This is a genomic window from Micromonospora sp. URMC 107, assembly GCF_051386315.1.
Classification (GTDB): Bacteria; Actinomycetota; Actinomycetes; order Mycobacteriales; family Micromonosporaceae; genus Micromonospora.
The window spans coordinates 61,236-79,078 of sequence record NZ_JBPQTK010000009.1 but is presented as its reverse complement, the minus strand read 5'-3'; the positions used below and the strand labels follow the sequence as shown (position 1 = coordinate 79,078).

The window sequence follows — 17,843 nt, the reverse complement described above, 5'->3', positions numbered from 1 at the left end:
CGCATGATCGTTCCCCGGGTGGCCATCGGCACCGACGTGCACGCCTTCGAGGCGGGCCGGCCGTGCTGGGTGGCCGGTCTGCTCTGGCCCGACCAGGACGGCCTGGCCGGGCACTCGGACGCCGACGTGGCCGCGCACGCCGCCTGCAACGCGCTGCTCTCGGCGGCCGGCCTCGGTGACCTGGGCGCCAACTTCGGGGTGGGGCAGCCCGAGTGGGCCGGCGCGTCGGGCGTCGCCCTGCTCGGCGAGAGCGCCCGCCGGGTGCGGGCCGCCGGCTTCGCGATCGGCAACGTGTCCGTGCAGGTGATCGGCAACCGGCCCAAGATCGGGCCGCGCCGCGAGGAGGCCCAGCGGGTGCTCTCCGAGGCGGTCGGCGCGCCGGTGACCGTCTCCGCGGCCACCACCGACGGCCTCGGCTTCCCCGGGCGCGGCGAGGGCCTCACCGGCATCGCGGTGGCCCTGGTGTACGAGGCTCCGGCCGCCTAGGCTCGCCGCGATGTCCAGCGACGCCACCTCCGACCGCTCCGCCTTCGACGGCTACGTCCAGCGCGCCCAGCTCCTGGCCGAGCTGGGCCGCTACGACGAGGCCGCGGGCGAGCTCTCGTACGCCGTCGCGCTCGAACCGGCCAGTGCCGGGGCGCTGACCATGCTCTCCCGGGTGCACCTCGCGGCCGGCCGGCCGACCGAGGCGCTCACCGCCGCCGACGCCGCGGTCGCCGCCGCCCCCGAGGCCGTGCCGGCGCTGGTCGCCCGCGCGCTGGCCCTGAGCGACCTGGAGGAGTACGCCGAGGCGGCCCGCACCGCCGACCGGATCCTGGCGCTGGGTCCCGACGAGGCGTACGCCCAGCGCAGCGCCGCGGCGATCCTGGCCGGCTCGCGCAACGGGCAGCCGGCGCTGAACGCGGCCTGGCGCGGGGTCGAGCTGGCGCCCGAGGAGCCGGAGTCGCACCTGGTGCTGGGCCTGGTCGCCGCCAACATGCAGATGTTCGACCTGGCGGAGCGGGCCTACCACGAGGCGCTGCGGCTGGACCCCCAGCTCGCCGAGGCCCGGCACGACATCGGGGTGCTGCGGCTGGAGCAGCGACGCTGGAGCGAGGCGCTGGAGCACCTTGCCGAGGCCGCCGCGATGAGCCCCGGCCGGATCGACTCCGGCCGGACCATCTCGGCCGGCCTGCGCCAGCTCGTGGTCTACGGCGCGGGCTGGACGATGGTCACCGCCGTGCTGATCGCCTGCCTGGCGCCGGGCAGCGCGGGGCTGTCCCGGTTCGCGGCGGCGTTCGCGGCGCTCGGCGGGGCCCTGGTGGTCTGGCGCTTCGCCGCCAAGCTGCCCGGCCTGTCCCGCACCATCCTGCCGAGCCTGCTCCGCTCCGACCGGATCCTGGCGCTGGCCGTCTACGCGGCGGCCGTCGCGCCGGCGCTGATCCTGCTCTACGCCCTGGTCGGCACCCCGTGGCCGCTGGTGCTCGCCATCGCCGTCGCGACCGCCGCCGAACTCGCCGTCCTCTCCCGCACCGCGGTCTAGGGGCGGCGGGCCCAGGTCCAGGCGTAGCCGTCGTCCTCGCAGGCGGTCGCGGCGTCGCAGAGGTCCAGGGGCCGGAAGGTGTCGACCATGACAGCCAGTTCGTCGAAGAAGTCGGCGCCGATGGAACGCTCGGCGGCGCCCGGCTGCGGGCCGTGGGTGAAGCCGGACGGGTGCAGCGAGATCGAGCCCTGCTCGATGCCGGAGCCGCGCCGGGCCTCGTAGTTGCCGCCGGTGTAGAAGAGCATCTCGTCGGAGTCGACGTTGTGGTGGTTGTACGGTACCGGGATCGCGTCCGGGTGGTAGTCGACCTTGCGGGGCACGAACGAGCAGATCACGAAGTTGGGGCCCTGGAAGGTCTGGTGCACGGGCGGCGGCTGGTGGATCCGGCCGGTGATCGGCTCGAAGTCGTGGATGGAGAAGGCCCACGGGTACATGTGGCCGTCCCAGCCGACCACGTCGAACGGGTGGTTCGCGTAGACGTAGCGCGTCCAACCGCGCCGGTGCCGGACGAGCACCTCGACGTCCTCGCCGTCGACGAGCAGCGGCGCGTCCGGTCCCCGGACGTCGCGCTCGCAGTAGGGCGAGTGCTCCAGGAACTGGCCCCGCACGGAGAGGTAGCGCTTGGGGGGGCCGACGTGCCCCGCCGCCTCGACGGCGAGCAGCCGGGTCGGCGCGTCGCCGGTGGGCACCAGCCGGTGGATGGTCGAGGTGGGGATGACGACGTAGTCGCCGGGGACCGCGTCGAGCACGCCGAACGTGGACTCCACCCGCAGGGTGCCGGACTCCACGTACAGGCAGTGGTCGCCGGTGGCGTCGCGGAACAGCGGGGACGGACGGTCCGCCAGCACGTACGCGATCCGTACGTCGTCGTTGGCGAGCAGGTACTGCCGGCCGAGCACCGGGTCGGCGCCGGTGCCGTCGAGCTTGTGGGTGCGCAGGTGCCGGGGCTTGAGCGGCAGGTTGGGCACCCGGGTGAACGCCGGCGGGGTGAACTCCTCGGCCGCCACGATCGCGGTCGGCGCGTGCCGGTGGTAGAGCAGGGACGAGTCGGAGGAGAAGCCCTCCTGGCCCATCAGCTCCTCGGCGTAGAGGCTGCCGTCGGGCTGGCGGAACTGGGTGTGGCGCTTGCGCGGCACCTCGCCGACGCTGCGGTAGTACGGCATCTCGCCTCCCGGTTCGTCCCGTTCACCGATCCAATGGCGTCCGATAATCGGACGCTGTTGTCCGTTCCTTGTAGCGTCCCGTACATTCTTGTCTCGTGTCAACGCAGGTGCCCGCGCTTCTCGACGGCCTCGTCGACGACGCCGCCGTCTTCCCGCCCGGCAGCTCGCCGCTGCCCGACGCCGTCGCCGCGCATCGGCGGCACCGCGCCTCCTGGTACGCGGACCTGGTCGGCCCGCTCCTGGTCCCGGCCACGAGGCTGCCCGAGCTGGCCGGCCTGCTCGGCGCCGACGAGCGGATCGCGGTCGGCGTCATCGGCGACGTGCCGCTCGACCGGCTCGACGAGGTGCGCGCCACGGCCGACTCGCGCATCCGCGTCCGCCAGGTGGAGGCGGCGGTCGCCAGGCGCGGGGAGGACCCGCTGCCCGGCCTGACCGAGCTGGTGGGCCTGGCCCGCCGCGCCGGTGCAGGTCCGGCCGCCCTCGACGCCGTCTACGCCGAGCTGCCGCTCACGTTCGGGCTGATGGGGGCGCTGGACGCGCTCGCCGCCGCCCGCGCCGAGGGAGTGCCGGTGGCCGCGAAGTTCCGCACCGGCGGGCTGGCCGCCGAGCTGTTCCCCACCCCGGCGGAGCTGGCGGCGGTGATCTGCGCCTGCCGGGACCGGGGCCTGCCGTTCAAGCTGACCGCCGGGCTGCACCAGGCGGTCCGGCACCTGGACCCGGAGACCGGGTTCACCCACCACGGCTTCGTCAACGTGCTCGCGGCGACGCTGGCGGCCGCCGGGGGTGCCCCGGTGGCCCGGGTCGCCGAGCTGCTCACCGCAGCCGACCCGCGCCCGCTGGTGCAGTACGCCGAGGCCGGGCTGGCCGGCCCGCGCCCGCTGTGGATCGGCTTCGGCTCGTGCAGCATCCTGGAACCACTTACCGATCTGATCCGGCTGGGGCTGGTGAACGGGGGCTTCGACGCATGAGCGAGCGTCAGCGAGGGAATCATCTTTGCGGGGCGGTGGTGCCTCAGGCCGGCCTGGAGCGCAGCGGAGGGCCGGCATGAGCTGGGTGACGGGTGCCGACGGATCGCCGTACGGGGTGGCCAACCTGCCGTACGGGGTGTTCCGCCGCGCGGAGGGCGCGCCGCGCGTCGGCGTACGCATCGGCGACTTCGTGCTCGACCTGGCCGGCGCGGAGGAGGGCGGCCTGGTGCTGGCCGCCGGGACGCTGGCTCGACCCACCCTCAACGACTTCATGGCCCTCGGTCGCCCACAGTGGACGGCCGTCCGGCAGCGGGTGACCGAGCTGCTCACCGACGCCGCCCACCGGCCGGCGGTGGAGCCGCTGCTGGTGCCGCTGGCCGAGGCGCGGATGCAGTTGCCGTTCGAGGTCGCCGACTACGTCGACTTCTACTCCTCCGAGCACCACGCGTCCAACGTGGGCCAGATCTTCCGCCCCGGCCAGCCGCCGCTGCTGCCCAACTGGAAGCACCTGCCGATCGGCTACCACGGCCGGGCCGGCACGGTGGTCGTCTCGGGCACCCCGGTGGTGCGGCCGAGCGGGCAGCGGGCCACCCCGCAGGGCCCGGTCACCGGCCCGTCCGTACGCCTCGACATCGAGGCCGAGGTCGGCTTCGTGGTCGGCGTGCCCAGCGCGCTGGGCGACCGGGTCCCGACCGACGACTTCGCCGACCACGTCTTCGGCGTCGTGCTGGTCAACGACTGGTCGGCCCGCGACATCCAGGCATGGGAGTACCAGCCCCTCGGCCCCTTCCTGGGCAAGTCCTTCGCCACCTCGGTCTCGGCCTGGGTGACCCCGCTGGACGCGCTGGGCGACGCCTTCGTCCCCGCCCCCGAGCAGGACCCGCCGGTCGCCGACTACCTGCGCGACGTGCCGCGCCTCGGGCTGGACCTGCGCCTGTCGGTGCGGTGGAACGGCGAGCGGGTCAGCGAGCCGCCGTTCGCCACCATGTACTGGACGCCGGCCCAGCAGCTGGCCCACCTCACCGTCAACGGCGCTTCGCTGCGCACCGGCGACCTCTACGCCTCGGGCACCGTCTCCGGGCCCCAGCGGGGACAGGTCGGCTCGTTCCTGGAACTCACCTGGGGCGGGACCGAGCCGGTGAAGTTCGCCGGGGGCGAGACCCGCACGTTCCTGGAGGACGGCGACACGGTGACGATCACCGCCACCGCGCCCGGCCCGGACGGCACGACCATCGCCCTGGGCGAGGTCACCGGAAAGGTCCTCGCCGCCCGCTGACCCGCCTTCCGATCATCGGCGGTCCCCGGTCGCACCAACTGTGCGACCGGGGACCGCCGTTTGCGCGTTGATCGTCGCGGATTCCGTCGCCATGCCGCGCCGGGGCCGGACCGGACGCCCCTTCCGGTCCCGGGCCCGGCCGCCGGTTGGCGTACCGACGACAGGAAGGTGACGACGATGAACGATCTCCCGGGCGCGGTCTGGCGTACCAGCAGCCGCTCCAACGACCAGGGTCTCTGCGTGGAGGTGGCCGACAACCTGGTCGACGCCCTCGGCGTGGTGGGCGTACGCGACTCCAAGGACCAGGCGGGCCCCACGCTGGCGGTCAGCCCGCCGGGGTGGGCGGCCTTCGTCGGCGCGATCAGGGCCGGCCAGTTCGGTCGCTGACGGGTCGACTGTCGCGGATCGGGGCTCCCGGCGGTGGAAATTCCGCTCCGGGGGCCCCGCTGCGCGTTCACCCGGCGTACCGTCGAGGCCACGGGAGGTGGCATGTCGACGGTGGCGGTCACGGAGTTCGTGCAGGCGCACGACGTCGACCTCTGGCGGCTGCTGACCGACCTGACCACCCGCACCCGGCGTTTCACCGGCCCGGTCGAGGTGCTCACCCCCGGCCGGTTCGGTCCGGGCACCGCGTGGCGGGAGACCCGTTCCCGGCCCGACGGCACCGCGCTGGTCGAGGAGTTCGTCGTCATCGAGGCCGAGCCGCCCCGCCGGCTGGTGCTCGGCTCGCGGGGCGCCGGCGTGGACTACCGGATCACCTGGACGTTGCGCCCGGTCGAGCGGCGTCGCCGGGGCTGCACCGCCGTCACCGTCGAGCAGGAGTCGGTGCCGACCGCCCCCTACGGCCGGGTGGTGGCGCTGCTGCTCGGTGGGCTGGCCGCCCGGGCGGTCGAGCGCGCGCTGAGGCAGGACCTCGCCGACCTCGCCGAGGCGGCGGCCACCGGCGCGACCGAGGCGGCCTGAGAGGCACGCCGGGCGGCCTGAGGCGCGCGCCGGGCGGCCTGAGGCGCGCGCCGGGCGGCCTCAGGCGAACGTCGGGGGCGACCTGAGGCGCACGCCGGGGCGCTCTGGAAGCGCGTCGGGGTGGTCCGAGGCGGACGCCGGCAGGGGTGCCGCCGGAACCCTCGCCGCCGGTGACCTGACAGGGCTCTGGCCGGCCCCGCTGGGTAGGGTGCCGGGCGGAGGTGTGGCATGGGGTTCCCGAAGGGCCGGCGACGGGCCGCGTTGGCGGTCACGGCGCTGCTCGCCACCGCCGCCGTCGCGGCGACGGTCTACCGGGTGCTCGCCCCCGCCGAGGTCAGCACGCCCGCCCGGGCCGGGTACCCGCCGGCCGCGTCCCCCGTCGCCGGCGTGGTCGGCCGGCTCCCCGTCGCCCCGCTCGTCGTGGACGGCCGGCTGCGGGTGTACGCGGCCCACCGCCAGGTCTACGCCGACCGGCCGGTCGACGGCCGGCACCGGACGACCCCGTACTGGTCGTACCGCCGCTGGCCGGCGGCGCTCGACGGGGTCGTGGCGAGCGGGACGACGGTCGTCACCCGCTGGTCGGACGGGCGGCTGGTGGCGCTGGACGCGCGGAGCGGCCGGGTCGCCTGGCAGGCGGACGGGCCGCAGCCGGTCAGGGAGCGGACGGTCCGGCGCACCGGCGCGGCGACGGTCTGGGATCCCCGGGGGATCCTCGTGGCCCGAGGGGCCGACGGCCGGCAGGCGGTGGTGGCGGTCGGGGCGGAGTGGATGCGTGCCGTGGACCTGGCCGACGGGCGCGAACTGTGGCGGTCCCACCTCACCGTCACGGTGCCACCGGAGGACGCCGACGCGTTCGTCGGCTGCCGGGACGCGCTCGGCACGACCGGGTCGGGACAGGTGATGATCGTCGACTCCTGCGTGGGTCCGGCCGTGGTGGAGTTCCGCGACGCCGTGACGGGGGCGGTGAGCCTGCGCTGGCGGCCGCCGGAGGCCGGCGACGAGCTGGTGGCGACCCCGGTGGGCTGCGGCACCGGCCGGACGGGGTGCACCGGGCTGCGGACGGCGAGGCCGGGCGACGACGCGGGACGGGGCTGGCTGCTCGGCGACGGTGGGCCGGTCACCGCCCCGGCCCTGGACCGGCCGGACACCGAACTCGCCAGCGGGACCGCCGTGGCGGTCGTGGACGGGGTGCCCGTCGGCCGCTCGGCGCGTACGGGGGCGGAGCTGTGGCGCCGTGCCGGCCTGCCGCAGGTGCGGCTGCTCGCCGTCCAGCCCGACCGGGTGCACCTGCTGACGGAGACGAACGACCTTTTGACGCTGGACCCGGCGACGGGGGCGCAGCGCTCCTACTTCGCGTTGAACGCGGGCTCGGACGGGGTCGGCTGGGCGCCCGGTGCGGCGTACGCGGCCGGCGGGTTCGTGGCCGTCGAGCGGCTCCGCGAGCCGGTCGACCCGACGGGGGACGACCAGCGCTACTACCTGACCTCCGAGCCGGTGATCCTCGCGGCGACGTGAAACGCCGGTGGGGGTGGCTGCTCGACAAAACGGACATTAGTTACTTATAGTCCCACTGTGCGTCTCCTGGCAGCGCTCCTGGGCGCGATCCTCATCCTCGTCACCGCGTCGCCGGTCGACGCCGCGCCGACCGGCCGGACGGTCCGGCTCTCCCGGACGGTGGGGATCGACATCACCGTGCCCGCCACGGCGAACCTCGGCGTCGGCTTCGTCGGCGGCACCCTGACCGCGCAGCTGGGCACGGTCGAGGTGCGCGACCTGCGCGGGCAGGTCAACCCGAACACCTGGGTCGCGACGGTCTCCGCCACCGCCTTCATGGCCGGGGCGGGTGGCCCGCAGCGGACGATCGCCAACGGCCGGGTCTCCTACTGGTCCGGACCGGCGGTGCGGAGCTCGGGCGGCGGCACGCTGGTGCCCGGGCAGCCCACCTCGGCGCAGGCGGTGACCCTGGACGTCCCCCGCGAGGCGTTCCGCAGGACCGCCGGCAACGGCAACAACGCGGTGGCCTGGACGCCGACGATCCGGATCGCCGTCCCGACCGGCGTCGTCGGGGGCACCTACCGCGGCACGATCACCCACTCCGTTGCCTGATGAGTGATTTGTCCGGAAAGCGCTTCTTTGCTCCGTATGCGGCGTCTAGCGTGCGTCCCATGAAGAAGCCACTTCTTGCCCTGACCGCCGCCGCGGCCGCCGTGGTGGCCATGGCGGCGCCCGCCGCCGCCGCGCCGACCGGCGACACCATCGTCACCTTCACCGTCGCGACCGCCGACCTGAACATCAGCGTGCCCGCGTCGGTGAACCTCGGCTCCGTCTTCTCCGGCGGCGTCCTCACCGGCGAACTCGGCACCGTCACGGTCACCGACAGTCGGGCCGCGCTCAACGCCACCTGGACGGTCACCGTGTCGGCCAGCTCCTTCACCACCGGCGGCGGCACGCCCGAGGAGACCATCTCGCCGGCCCTGGTGGAGTACTGGTCGGGCGGAGCCACCTCCACCACCGGCACCGGCGTGTTCGTGCCGGGACAGCCCACCCAGACCGACGCGGTCAGCCTGAGCGTCCCTCGCACCGCCTTCTCGAAGACCTCGGGCAGCGGCAACAACACCGCCAGCTGGGCGCCGGACATCCGGATCGCCGTCCCGCCCACCGCCGTCGGCGGCACCTACACGGGGGTGATCACCCATTCGGTGGCATGACCGGGCCCGCGCCCTCGCCCTGGCCGCGACCGTCCTGGTCACGGCCGGGGCGCCGGCGTCGGCCGCGCAACCCGGGCCGGCGTCGGCCGGCCGCCCGCCGGCGCTCGCCGAGCCGGAGGCCCCCGAGGCGGACGTGCCCGCCGTCGAGCCGGACGGGCGGAAGGGCTCGCCCGGGCCCTCCGCGCAGCCGGGCCCGGACGGCCCGACGACCACGGTCGGGGTACGCCTGCTCGACGCCCCCGTCGACCGTCGCGACGACACCCGGGCGCACCGGTACGTCGTCGACCACGTCCGCCCCGGTGCGACGATCAAGCGGCGGATCGTGGTGCAGAACAGTTCGGAGATCCGTCGGACGGTCGCCCTCTACGCCGCCGCCGCCGACGTCACACAGGAGGGGTTCGTCCTCGCTCCGGACCGCGCCGAGAACGAGCTGAGCAGCTGGATCGACGTCGAGCCGGCGGAGGAGGTGCTGGCTCCCGACGAGGAGGTCGAGGCCCTCGTCACCATCACCGTGCCGCGTCGCGCCGAGGCCGGCGAGCGGTACGCGGTGATCTGGGCCGAGTTCGCCGGCGTGGACGGGCGGAACGTGCGCAACGTCGGTCGGGCCGGCATCCGGGTCTACCTCTCCGTCGGGCCGGGCGGCGAGCCGCCCTCCGGCTTCGAGATCGGTCCGCTGACCGGCGGGCGGGAGAAGGACGGCACGCCCGTCCTGACCGCGGAGGTGCGCAACACCGGCAGGCGGGCGCTCGACCTGGCCGGCGAGCTGCGGCTCGCCGAAGGCCCCGGCGGGCTCTCGGTCGGGCCGGTGAAGGTGGAGGCGGGCACCCTCGCGCTGGGCGGCACGACCACCGCCCGGGTCGCCCTGGACCGTCGGCTGCCGGACGGCCCCTGGGCGGCGAAGCTCGACCTGGCCAGCGGCTGGACGAAGCGCTCCGCCACCGGCAGGGTCAGCTTCGGGCCGCTCCCGGTCGCGGCCACCACCGCCGACCGCTCCGACGAGGTGCTCACCGGGGGGCTGGCCACCTCGGGGCTTCTCCTGGTGCTGTTCGCGGTCTACGCGTACCGACGTCGGGCCCGGGTCGGGCGGCCGGTGGCGGCCGCCTGAGGCCGCCGGTCCGGTCCGCGAGGGGATGGCGGACCGGACCGGCACCCGCCTCAGGCCAGCGCGCTCTCCGCCGCCGCCAGGAAGGCGTCGTTCTCGGCCGGGGTGCCGATGGTGACCCGGACCCCGTCGCCCGGGTACGGCCGGACGATGACGCCCCGCGCCTCGCACGCCCTGCCGAAGTCCACGCCCCGGTCGCCCAGCGGCAGCCAGACGAAGTTGGCCTGGCTGTCCGGCACGTCCGGGACCAGCTTGCGCAGCGCCTCCGTCACGCGGTCGCGCTCGGCCACCACGAGGGCGCACCGCCGCCGCATCTCGTCCTCCTGAGCCAGCGCGGCGAGGGCCCCCGCCTGCGCGGCCATGTTGCTGGAGAACGGCGTCACGACCTTGCGCACGGCCGCCGCCACCGCCGGCTGGCCGACCAGGAAACCGATCCGCAGGCCGGCCAGGCCCCAGGCCTTGGAGAGCGTCCGCAGCACGACCACGTTCGGCCGGTCGAGGTAGGTGAGGCCGTCCGGCACGTCCGGGTCGGTGACGAACTCGCGGTACGCCTCGTCGAGCACGACCAGCACGTCCTCGCCGACCGCGTCGAGGAACCGGTCCAGCTCCGCCCGGCGCACGGTCGTGCCGGTGGGGTTGTTCGGGTTGCAGACCACGATCAGCCGGGTCCGGTCGGTCACCGCCGTCGCCATCGCCGCCAGGTCGTGCCCGTGCCCGGCGTCGTTGGGCACCCGCACGCTGGTCGCGCCGCTGGTCGCCGCGATGATCGGGTACGCCTCGAAGGAGCGCCACGCGTAGAGGAACTCGTCACCGGGCAGGCAGGTCGCCCGGACGAGGTGCTCGGCCAGCGCCACCGACCCGCAGCCGGTGGCGATCCGGTCCACGTCCACGCCGTACCGCTCGGCCAGCGCCTCGCGCAGCGCGAGCACGCCCATGTCGGGGTAGCGGTGCACCCCGGCGGCGGCGGAGGCGACGGCCTCCACCACGCCGGGCAGCGGCCCGTACGGCACCTCGTTGCTGGCCAGCTTGATCGCCTCGGGCAGGCCGAGCTCGCGGGCCAGGTCGGCCGGGCTGCGCCCGGGCACGTAGTTGGGCAGCGCGTCCAGGTCGGCGCGGGTCAGCCGCAGCGCCGGCTGGTGACGTCCGGGGTCGGTCATGGAGTGTCTCCCGAGGGGTCGGTGCGGTCGTCGGGGGTGCGGTCGTTCGGGGCGGCGCGCTCGTCCGGGGTGGTGCGTGCGCCGTTGGTGGTGCGGTTGCCGCGGGGGAGCTGGACCACCACGGTCTGCGCCCGCTTGTCGTGCAGCGCCTGCCGCAGCGGGTGGTCGAAGAGCGGCGAGAGCGCGTCGACGAGCTGGAGCAGCAGGCCGAGGCCGCAGCAGTACCAGAGCAGGGTGGGCAGGCCGAGGGTGTTCCACCGGCGCAGCGCCCGGCCGAAGCCGAGCGGCTCGTTCGCGCTCGTCGGCACCACCTTGACGCCCACCAGCCGCTTGCCGAAGGTCTGCCCGCCGGAGGCCATCGTCGGCACCTCGTACGCGAGCCAGAGCGCGGTGGCGATCAGCAGGATGACGACCTGGAGGCCGCCGGCCTGTTCGCTGGGCTGTGGCAGGCCGTCGGTGGAGCTGTCGCCGGCCATCGCCCGCCGGAACACCTCCCGCCAGTACGGCGTGACCTCCTCGACCAGCCGCCAGACGAACCAGCCGTTCACCACGGCGTTCAGCGCGAAGACGATCGCGAAGTCGATCAGCCGGGCGATCAGCCGGGCGCCGAACCCGGCCAGCGGGAGCCCGTGCGGGCGGGGCTCGGGCGGCCGGCCGGGCCAACCCCCGGGCGGCCAGCCGGGCGGCGGTCCGCCACCGGGCGGCGGTCCGCCACCGGGCGGCGGTCCGCCACCGGGCGGCGGTCCGCCACCGGGCGGCCAGCCGGGCGGCGGCGCCTGCGGGTGGCCGTGCCCCTGCGGCGGCTGCCAGGGGTAGGGCTGGCCCGGCTGCGGCTGCCCCGGCGAGGGCGGCCCGCCCGCGGGGGCGCCCGGCGCGGAGGCCGGGGTCGCGGGCGACGTCGGGGCGGGCGCGGGTGGCGGTTCGGCCGGCGGCGGGCCCTCGGGCGGGGTGGCGTCGACGGGGATCGGCGCGCCGATCCAGCCCTCGCCGTCCCAGTAGCGCCGGGTGTCCGGATCGGCCGGGTCGACGTACCACCCCGGTTCGACGCTCATGGCCTGGCCTCGCTGCGCTCGCTCACGCAGACACCTTAACGACGACGGTGCCGGCGAACTTGTCGTGGAGGCACTGCTGCCAGGGCTTGTCCCACAGCTGCCAGAGCCCGTCGAGGTAGCTGAGGCCGGGCAGGAACATGGCGGCGACGTACTGCACGGCGTACCGCTTGCCGGCCATCCGCCGGTCCAGCGTGGCGGCCGGATCGAGCGGCACGACCCGCAGCTTCATCACCCGCTTGCCGAACGTCTGCCCGGTGCGCTTCATGTACTCCACGTGGTAGAGCCAGTAGAGGCCGAGCATCACCACGATCAGCCCCAGTTCGAGCAGCAGGATCGGCAGCATGAAGTCGGTCAGGAACGACCCGGGGTCGGGCTCGGCGAGAGTGCCGTCCGGGTTGGTCCGGGTCAGGTCGTCCATCATGTTCCAGACCAGGAGCAGCACCGGCGGCAGGAAGAGGACCATCGCCACCGCCGTGCTCAGCGCGCCGTCGATCAGCGCGGCGAGCAGCCGGTCACCGAAGCTGGCGAGCGGCTGACCGCCCGGTCCGAGCGCCGGGGCCGGGCGGGGCGGCCCGGCCCAGCCCGGAGGCGGCGGGGTCCAGCCCGGGGGCGGGAGCTGGCCGGACGGGGCGTGCTGCGGCGGCACCGCGTACCCCTGGTTGGCGGGACCGGATGGCGGCGCGAAGCCGCCGGCGGCGGGCGGGGGCCCACCGGCCGGCGGCGTCGGGTACGTCGGAGGCTGCGTCACGCCGTCAGTGTTACAGGTTGCCGCGCTTCTCCTGCTCCCGCTCGATGGCCTCGAAGAGCGCCTTGAAGTTGCCCTTGCCGAAGCCGAGCGAGCCGTGCCGCTCGATCAGCTCGAAGAAGACCGTCGGGCGGTCCTGCACCGGCTTGGTGAAGATCTGGAGCAGGTAGCCGTCCTCGTCCCGGTCCACCAGGATCTTGCGGGCCTTCAGCTCCTCGATCGGCACCCGGACCTGGCCGATCCGGGCGCGCAGCTCCGGGTCGTCGTAGTACGAGTCCGGGGTGTCCAGGAAGTCGACGCCCGCGGCGCGCATCGCGTCGACGCTGGCCAGGATGTCGTTGGTGGCCACGGCGATGTGCTGTGCGCCCGGGCCCTGGTAGAACTCCAGGTACTCGTCGATCTGCGACTTCTTGCGGGCGATCGCCGGCTCGTTGAGCGGGAACTTCACCTTGCGGGTGCCGCTCGCGACGACCTTGCTCATCAGCGCCGAGTAGTCGGTGGCGATGTCGTCGCCGATGAACTCGGCCATGTTCGAGAAGCCCATGACGCGCTTGTAGAAGTCGACCCACTCGTCCATCCGGCCGAGCTCGACGTTGCCGACCACGTGGTCGACGGCCTGGAAGAAGCGCTTCGGCTGGAGGCCGGCGTCGATCATCGGCTGCCGGTCCACGATCGGCTTGCGGGCCACGAAACCGGGCAGGAACGGGCCCGTGTAGCGGGACCGGTCGACCAGGGTGTGCCGGGTGTCGCCGTACGCCGCGATGGCGGCGAGCCGGACGGTGCCGTGCTCGTCGCTGACGTCGTGCGGCTCCAGCAGGCCGGTGGCGCCCTGTGCGGTCGCGTGCGCGTACGCGGCGTCGACGTCCGGCACCTCCAGCGCGATGTCGGAGACACCGTCGCTGTGCTTCGCGACGTGCTCGGCGCCCTCGGCGTCCGGACGGACCGCGCCGGTCAGCACGAACCGGGCCGAGCCGCTGGTCAGCACGTACTGGGCGTGGTCCCGGTAGCCCTGCTCCGGGCCCCGGTACGCCACGCAGGTCATGCCGAACGCGGTGGAGTAGTAGTGCGCGGCCTGCTTGGCGTTGCCCACCAGGAAGTGCACGTGGTCGAGGCCCTTGACCGGGAACGGGTCGCGGCTGATGTCGTGGTCGACTGCGCCGACGAGCACGTCGACGTCGACGTCGTCGGTCGCCTGGGGTCGGTCGATCGCCTGGGTCATCGCGGTCTCCCTCGTGTTCCGGTCGGCCTCGTGGCCGCCGCCGTCGGTCCTGTGCCGGTGTTCCTGTGGCGAGGATGCGGTGAAGTGCCGCACTGGGCAACTGTCGGGCCAGCGCCTGGTCAGGTTGCGCATTCAGTAGGGTGCAACGGCATGACTGCTGGTCAACGTGTACAGCTCGACGCCCTCGATGCGCGACTGATCGAACTGCTCGCGGAGGAACCGCGGATCGGGGTGCTGGAGTGTTCCCGGCGCCTCGGGGTCGCCCGGGGCACCGTGCAGGCCCGGCTGGACAAGCTCGCCGAGCGGGGCGTCGTCTCAGGGTTCGGGCCGGAGATCTCCCCGGCGGCGATCGGGTTCGGGGTGACCAGCTTCGTCACCCTGGAGATCAGCCAGCGGCACGGGCACGACCTGGTCGCCGCGCACCTGGCCGCGATCCCGGAGGTGCTGGAGGCGCACACCATCACCGGTTCCAGCGACCTGCTCTGCCGGATCGTGGCCCGCTCGAACACCGACCTCCAGCGGGTGATCGACCAGATCGTCTCGTACGAGGGCATCCGCCGCGCCTCGACGATCATCGCCCTGGCCGAACAGATCCCCTACCGCACCCTCCCCCTGGTCCGCTCCGCCGCCCAAGGGTGAGGAGAGGGCCCTCCGCGCGCGTTCTCCCGTACGCCATCGGGCCCGCGAGAAAGGGCGGCGACACGGGGGCGCGGGAGGGCGGCGGCGCGGCGGTCGTCGCTACCGTGTGCGTGTGGCGAAGGCGGGCGGCCTCGGGGGGTGGCGTGGCGGGCTGCTGCTCGCGCTCGCCGCGGTCGTCGCGCTCGCCGCGACCGGGGTGTGGAACCCGTTCCCCGCGGTGTGGGACTGGGTCGACCGCAGCGAGCCGATCTCCGAGCCGGACGTGGTCTGGCAGCAGCGCGTCGGCGGCACCCCGCGCAGCGTGACCATCGCCGGCGACACCGTGGTGGTCGAGCAGCGCACCCGCGTGGAGGCGCGCAGCCTGGCCACCGGCGCACGACTGTGGGAGCGCAAGGCCGACTGGGCCGCGGTGGCCGGCGGCGACGCGGATCCGGTCGTCGTCGTGGGCAAGCTGCTGGTCAAGGGGTACGAGGTGCTCGACCCCACGACCGGCGCCACGCGGCGGCGCAACGGCGACGCGGTGGCCGTCTGGACGTACCGCAACATGCTGCTCGACGCCCGCTGCGTCGACGCAACCGACTGCACGGTGAGCGCCTGGGACCCGCGGGGCACCGACCCGCTCTGGACGGCTTTCGTGCCGGGGGTGCGCAGCGGGCTGCTCGGCGACAACCCCGGGCTGCTCGGCACCCGCCGGCTCGACGCCGTCCGGATCGACGAGGAGGTGGCCGGCCCGGAGCCCGTACCGCCGCTGCTCGGCTTCCCCATCGACGGCCGGGTGCACGTCCTCGACACCGCCACCGGGCGGGTGCTCCAGGACGTCGAGCCCGGCCGGGACGAGCGGCTGTCGGTGGTCGGCGGCCGGCTGCTGCGGATCACCGCCCGTTCCCAGGACGGCACCTGCTACTTCGCCATCTCCGGCCGGGACCCGGCGACCGGCCAGGAGACGTGGCAGCGGGCCGGGATCAACCTGCGCACCGCCGACAACGCCGGCTGCGCACAGCGGGAGGACCCGCACGGCGCGCGCAACGTGCTCATCGGGGTGGCCCCGGACGCCCGCGAGGCGGTCCTCGACGGCTACGACGGGCGGCTGCTGCTGGTCACCGCCGCCGGGGAACGGCTGCTCGCGGTCGACGACCGGTACGCCCTGGTCCGACCGGGCGACAGGCGTGCGGTCGTCGGCCGGGAGCTCGGCGGCGGGCGCGTCCGGTGGACCCGTCCCACCGGGGCGAAGGCCGGCGCCGCGCTCACCCCGTACGCGGCCGTGATCGCCGACGAGAAGCCGTCCCGGCTGGTGGCGCTGGACCCGCGTACCGGGCGGGAGCTGGCGAGCCTGCGGACCTCCGCGAACGCCCTCGCGGTCGGCCCGCGGGGCATGATCATCGGTGAGGGGCGGGAGATCGGCTACGTCCGCTTCGGCGGCGCGCCGGGCACCCCCGCCCCGCCGCGTGACGGCGGCGTACCCGGTCCCGGCGGCACGGCGGGGATCCCCGGACCGGAGGACAGCTGCGGCCCGAAGCGGGAGCTCTGCCCCGGGTGAGAGCGTCGTCCCAGGATCCACCCGGCGGGTGGGACTGATCGACCCTTCTGCCCTAGGCTTTCCGCTCATGAGCAGTGCCGCCGCGTTCTCGTACGCTCCCTTGCTGCCGACCGGCCCCGACCAGACGGAATACCGCCTGGTCACCGACGAGGGCGTCGACGTCGTCAACGGGCCGGGGGGCCGCCGGTTCCTCACCGTGGAGCCGACCGCGCTCACCGCGCTGACCGCCGAGGCGATGCACGACATCGCGCACTACCTGCGCCCCGCGCACCTGGCCCAGCTGCGGTCGATCATCGACGATCCGGCGGCCTCTCCGAACGACCGGTTCGTCGCGCTCGACCTGCTGCGCAACGCCAACATCGCGGCCGGCGGCGTGCTGCCGATGTGCCAGGACACCGGCACCGCGATCGTGATGGGCAAGCGCGGCCGGCACGTGCTCACCGACGGCAGCGACGCCGAGGCCGTCTCGCGCGGCGTCTACCAGGCCTACACCCGGCTCAACCTGCGCTACTCGCAGCTCGCCCCGCTGACCATGTGGGAGGAGCGCAACACCGGCAGCAACCTGCCGGCCCAGGTCGAGCTCTACGCGGAGGACCCGGACGGGCAGCCCGACGCGTACAAGTTCCTCTTCATGGCCAAGGGCGGCGGCTCGGCCAACAAGTCGTACCTCTACCAGGAGACCAAGGCGCTGCTGAACCCCACGCGGATGATGCAGTTCCTGGAGGAGAAGCTGCGGCTGATCGGCACCGCCGCCTGCCCGCCCTACCACCTCGCCATCGTCATCGGCGGCACCTCCGCCGAGTACGCGCTGAAGACCGCCAAGTACGCCAGCGCCAAGTACCTCGACGCGCTGCCCACCGCCGGCTCGATGACCGCGCACGGCTTCCGGGACCTGGAGTTGGAGGCGGAGGTGCTGGAGCTGACCCGCAACTTCGGCATCGGCGCGCAGTTCGGCGGGCGCTACTTCTGCCACGACGTGCGGGTGGTCCGGCTGCCCCGGCACGGCGCCTCCTGCCCGGTGGCGATCGCCGTCTCCTGCTCGGCCGACCGGCAGGCGGTCGCCAAGATCACCCCGTCGGGCGTGTGGCTGGAGCGGCTCGAGACCGACCCGGCGCGCTTCCTGCCGGACGTCACCGACGAGACGCTCGACGCCTCCGAGGTGGTGCGCGTCGACCTCAACCGCCCGATGGACGAGATCCGCGCCGAGCTGTCGAAGTACCCGGTGAAGACCCGGCTGTCGCTGACCGGCCCGCTCGTCGTGGCCCGCGACATCGCGCACGCCAAGATCGCCGAGCGGCTGGACGCCGGCGAGCCGATGCCGCAGTACCTCCGCGACCACGCGGTCTACTACGCCGGCCCGGCCAAGACCCCGGAGGGCTACGCGTCCGGCTCGTTCGGCCCGACCACCGCCGGCCGGATGGACGCGTACGTGGAGAAGTTCCAGGCCGCGGGCGGCTCGCAGGTCATGCTCGCCAAGGGCAACCGGTCCGCCCAGGTCACCCGCTCCTGCCAGCAGCACGGCGGCTTCTACCTGGGCTCGATCGGCGGCCCGGCGGCCCGGCTCGCGCAGGACTGCATCAAGCACGTCGAGGTCCTGGAATACCCGGAGCTGGGCATGGAGGCGGTCTGGAAGATCCAGGTGGAGGACTTCCCCGCCTTCATCGTGGTCGACGACAAGGGCAACGACTTCTTCGCCGAGGTCACCAAGCCGGTGCTGACGGTCGGTCGGCGCTGATCCACGCGTACGCGAAGGGGGGCCGGGCAGTGGCCCGGCGCCCCTCGTCGTTGCCCT

Annotated in this window: 18 protein-coding genes; 13 read left to right on the top strand and 5 right to left on the bottom strand. The window is 74.5% G+C overall.

The annotated features are described in order from the left end of the window. The first annotated feature begins 3 nt into the window (after positions 1-3). Entirely contained in the window at positions 4-486 is a 483-nt protein-coding gene (gene ispF / locus ACSNN9_RS03715) for a 2-C-methyl-D-erythritol 2,4-cyclodiphosphate synthase (RefSeq protein ID WP_358083512.1), read from the top strand. Positions 487-496: 10 nt separating this feature from the next. Then, on the top strand, positions 497-1,522 hold the full coding sequence (locus ACSNN9_RS03710) for a tetratricopeptide repeat protein (RefSeq protein WP_436671210.1): 1,026 nt from the start codon (positions 497-499) through the stop codon (positions 1,520-1,522). Here ACSNN9_RS03710 and ACSNN9_RS03705 read toward each other — a convergent pair. Continuing rightward, on the bottom strand, positions 1,519-2,685 hold the full coding sequence (locus tag ACSNN9_RS03705; protein ID WP_436671209.1) for a homogentisate 1,2-dioxygenase: 1,167 nt from the start codon (positions 2,683-2,685) through the stop codon (positions 1,519-1,521). The genes ACSNN9_RS03710 and ACSNN9_RS03705 overlap by 4 nt on opposite strands. Before the next feature lie 95 nt (positions 2,686-2,780). On the opposite strand from ACSNN9_RS03705, the gene ACSNN9_RS03700 reads away from it, so the two are divergent. From ACSNN9_RS03700 to ACSNN9_RS03665, 8 genes are all read left to right on the top strand, one after another. Beyond that, the gene (locus ACSNN9_RS03700; protein ID WP_436671208.1) at positions 2,781-3,653 is read left to right on the top strand and encodes a hypothetical protein; all 873 of its coding nucleotides are present in this window, start codon (positions 2,781-2,783) and stop codon (positions 3,651-3,653) included. A gap of 76 nt (positions 3,654-3,729) precedes the next feature. Further along, positions 3,730-4,929 (top strand): fumarylacetoacetase, encoded by a 1,200-nt coding sequence (fahA, locus tag ACSNN9_RS03695; protein WP_436671207.1) that lies wholly within the window; start codon positions 3,730-3,732, stop codon positions 4,927-4,929. A 177-nt stretch (positions 4,930-5,106) separates the two neighbouring features. Then, complete coding sequence (locus ACSNN9_RS03690; RefSeq protein WP_132239904.1) at positions 5,107-5,316, top strand: DUF397 domain-containing protein; 210 nt, start codon at positions 5,107-5,109, stop codon at positions 5,314-5,316. Between the two features lie 102 nt (positions 5,317-5,418). Continuing rightward, a complete protein-coding gene (locus tag ACSNN9_RS03685) occupies positions 5,419-5,892 on the top strand; it encodes an SRPBCC family protein (RefSeq protein WP_436671206.1) in 474 nt (157 codons plus the stop codon). A gap of 228 nt (positions 5,893-6,120) precedes the next feature. Next, positions 6,121-7,407 (top strand): outer membrane protein assembly factor BamB family protein, encoded by a 1,287-nt coding sequence (locus ACSNN9_RS03680; protein WP_436671205.1) that lies wholly within the window; start codon positions 6,121-6,123, stop codon positions 7,405-7,407. Positions 7,408-7,464: 57 nt separating this feature from the next. Continuing rightward, a complete protein-coding gene (locus ACSNN9_RS03675) occupies positions 7,465-7,998 on the top strand; it encodes a hypothetical protein (protein ID WP_436671204.1) in 534 nt (177 codons plus the stop codon). A 59-nt stretch (positions 7,999-8,057) separates the two neighbouring features. Further along, on the top strand, positions 8,058-8,600 hold the full coding sequence (locus ACSNN9_RS03670) for a hypothetical protein (RefSeq protein WP_436671203.1): 543 nt from the start codon (positions 8,058-8,060) through the stop codon (positions 8,598-8,600). Positions 8,601-8,733: 133 nt separating this feature from the next. Next, positions 8,734-9,705: a hypothetical protein gene (locus tag ACSNN9_RS03665; RefSeq protein ID WP_436671202.1), complete on the top strand. Its 972-nt coding sequence runs from the start codon at positions 8,734-8,736 to the stop codon at positions 9,703-9,705. Between the two features lie 50 nt (positions 9,706-9,755). Here ACSNN9_RS03665 and hisC read toward each other — a convergent pair whose 3' ends face one another. From hisC to hppD, 4 genes are read right to left on the bottom strand one after another with little or no spacing between them, the layout of a single operon-like run. After that, a complete protein-coding gene (gene hisC, locus ACSNN9_RS03660; protein WP_436671201.1) occupies positions 9,756-10,859 on the bottom strand; it encodes a histidinol-phosphate transaminase in 1,104 nt (367 codons plus the stop codon). After that, complete coding sequence (locus ACSNN9_RS03655) at positions 10,856-11,911, bottom strand: RDD family protein (protein WP_436671200.1); 1,056 nt, start codon at positions 11,909-11,911, stop codon at positions 10,856-10,858. Before ACSNN9_RS03655 ends, hisC begins: the two co-directional genes overlap by 4 nt. 22 nt (positions 11,912-11,933) lie before the next feature. Beyond that, complete coding sequence (locus tag ACSNN9_RS03650) at positions 11,934-12,659, bottom strand: RDD family protein (protein ID WP_436671199.1); 726 nt, start codon at positions 12,657-12,659, stop codon at positions 11,934-11,936. A gap of 10 nt (positions 12,660-12,669) precedes the next feature. Continuing rightward, a complete protein-coding gene (gene hppD / locus ACSNN9_RS03645; protein WP_358083471.1) occupies positions 12,670-13,875 on the bottom strand; it encodes a 4-hydroxyphenylpyruvate dioxygenase in 1,206 nt (401 codons plus the stop codon). Positions 13,876-14,025: 150 nt separating this feature from the next. On the opposite strand from hppD, the gene ACSNN9_RS03640 reads away from it, so the two are divergent. From ACSNN9_RS03640 to ACSNN9_RS03630, 3 genes are all read left to right on the top strand, one after another. Further along, a complete protein-coding gene (locus ACSNN9_RS03640; RefSeq protein ID WP_436671198.1) occupies positions 14,026-14,514 on the top strand; it encodes an Lrp/AsnC family transcriptional regulator in 489 nt (162 codons plus the stop codon). Positions 14,515-14,626: 112 nt separating this feature from the next. Next, positions 14,627-16,051 (top strand): outer membrane protein assembly factor BamB family protein, encoded by a 1,425-nt coding sequence (locus ACSNN9_RS03635; RefSeq protein WP_436671197.1) that lies wholly within the window; start codon positions 14,627-14,629, stop codon positions 16,049-16,051. Positions 16,052-16,118: 67 nt separating this feature from the next. Next, positions 16,119-17,786 carry a fumarate hydratase gene (locus tag ACSNN9_RS03630; protein WP_436671196.1) on the top strand — a complete coding sequence of 556 codons (1,668 nt, stop codon included), beginning with the start codon at positions 16,119-16,121 and terminating at the stop codon, positions 17,784-17,786. Positions 17,787-17,843 lie beyond the last annotated feature (57 nt).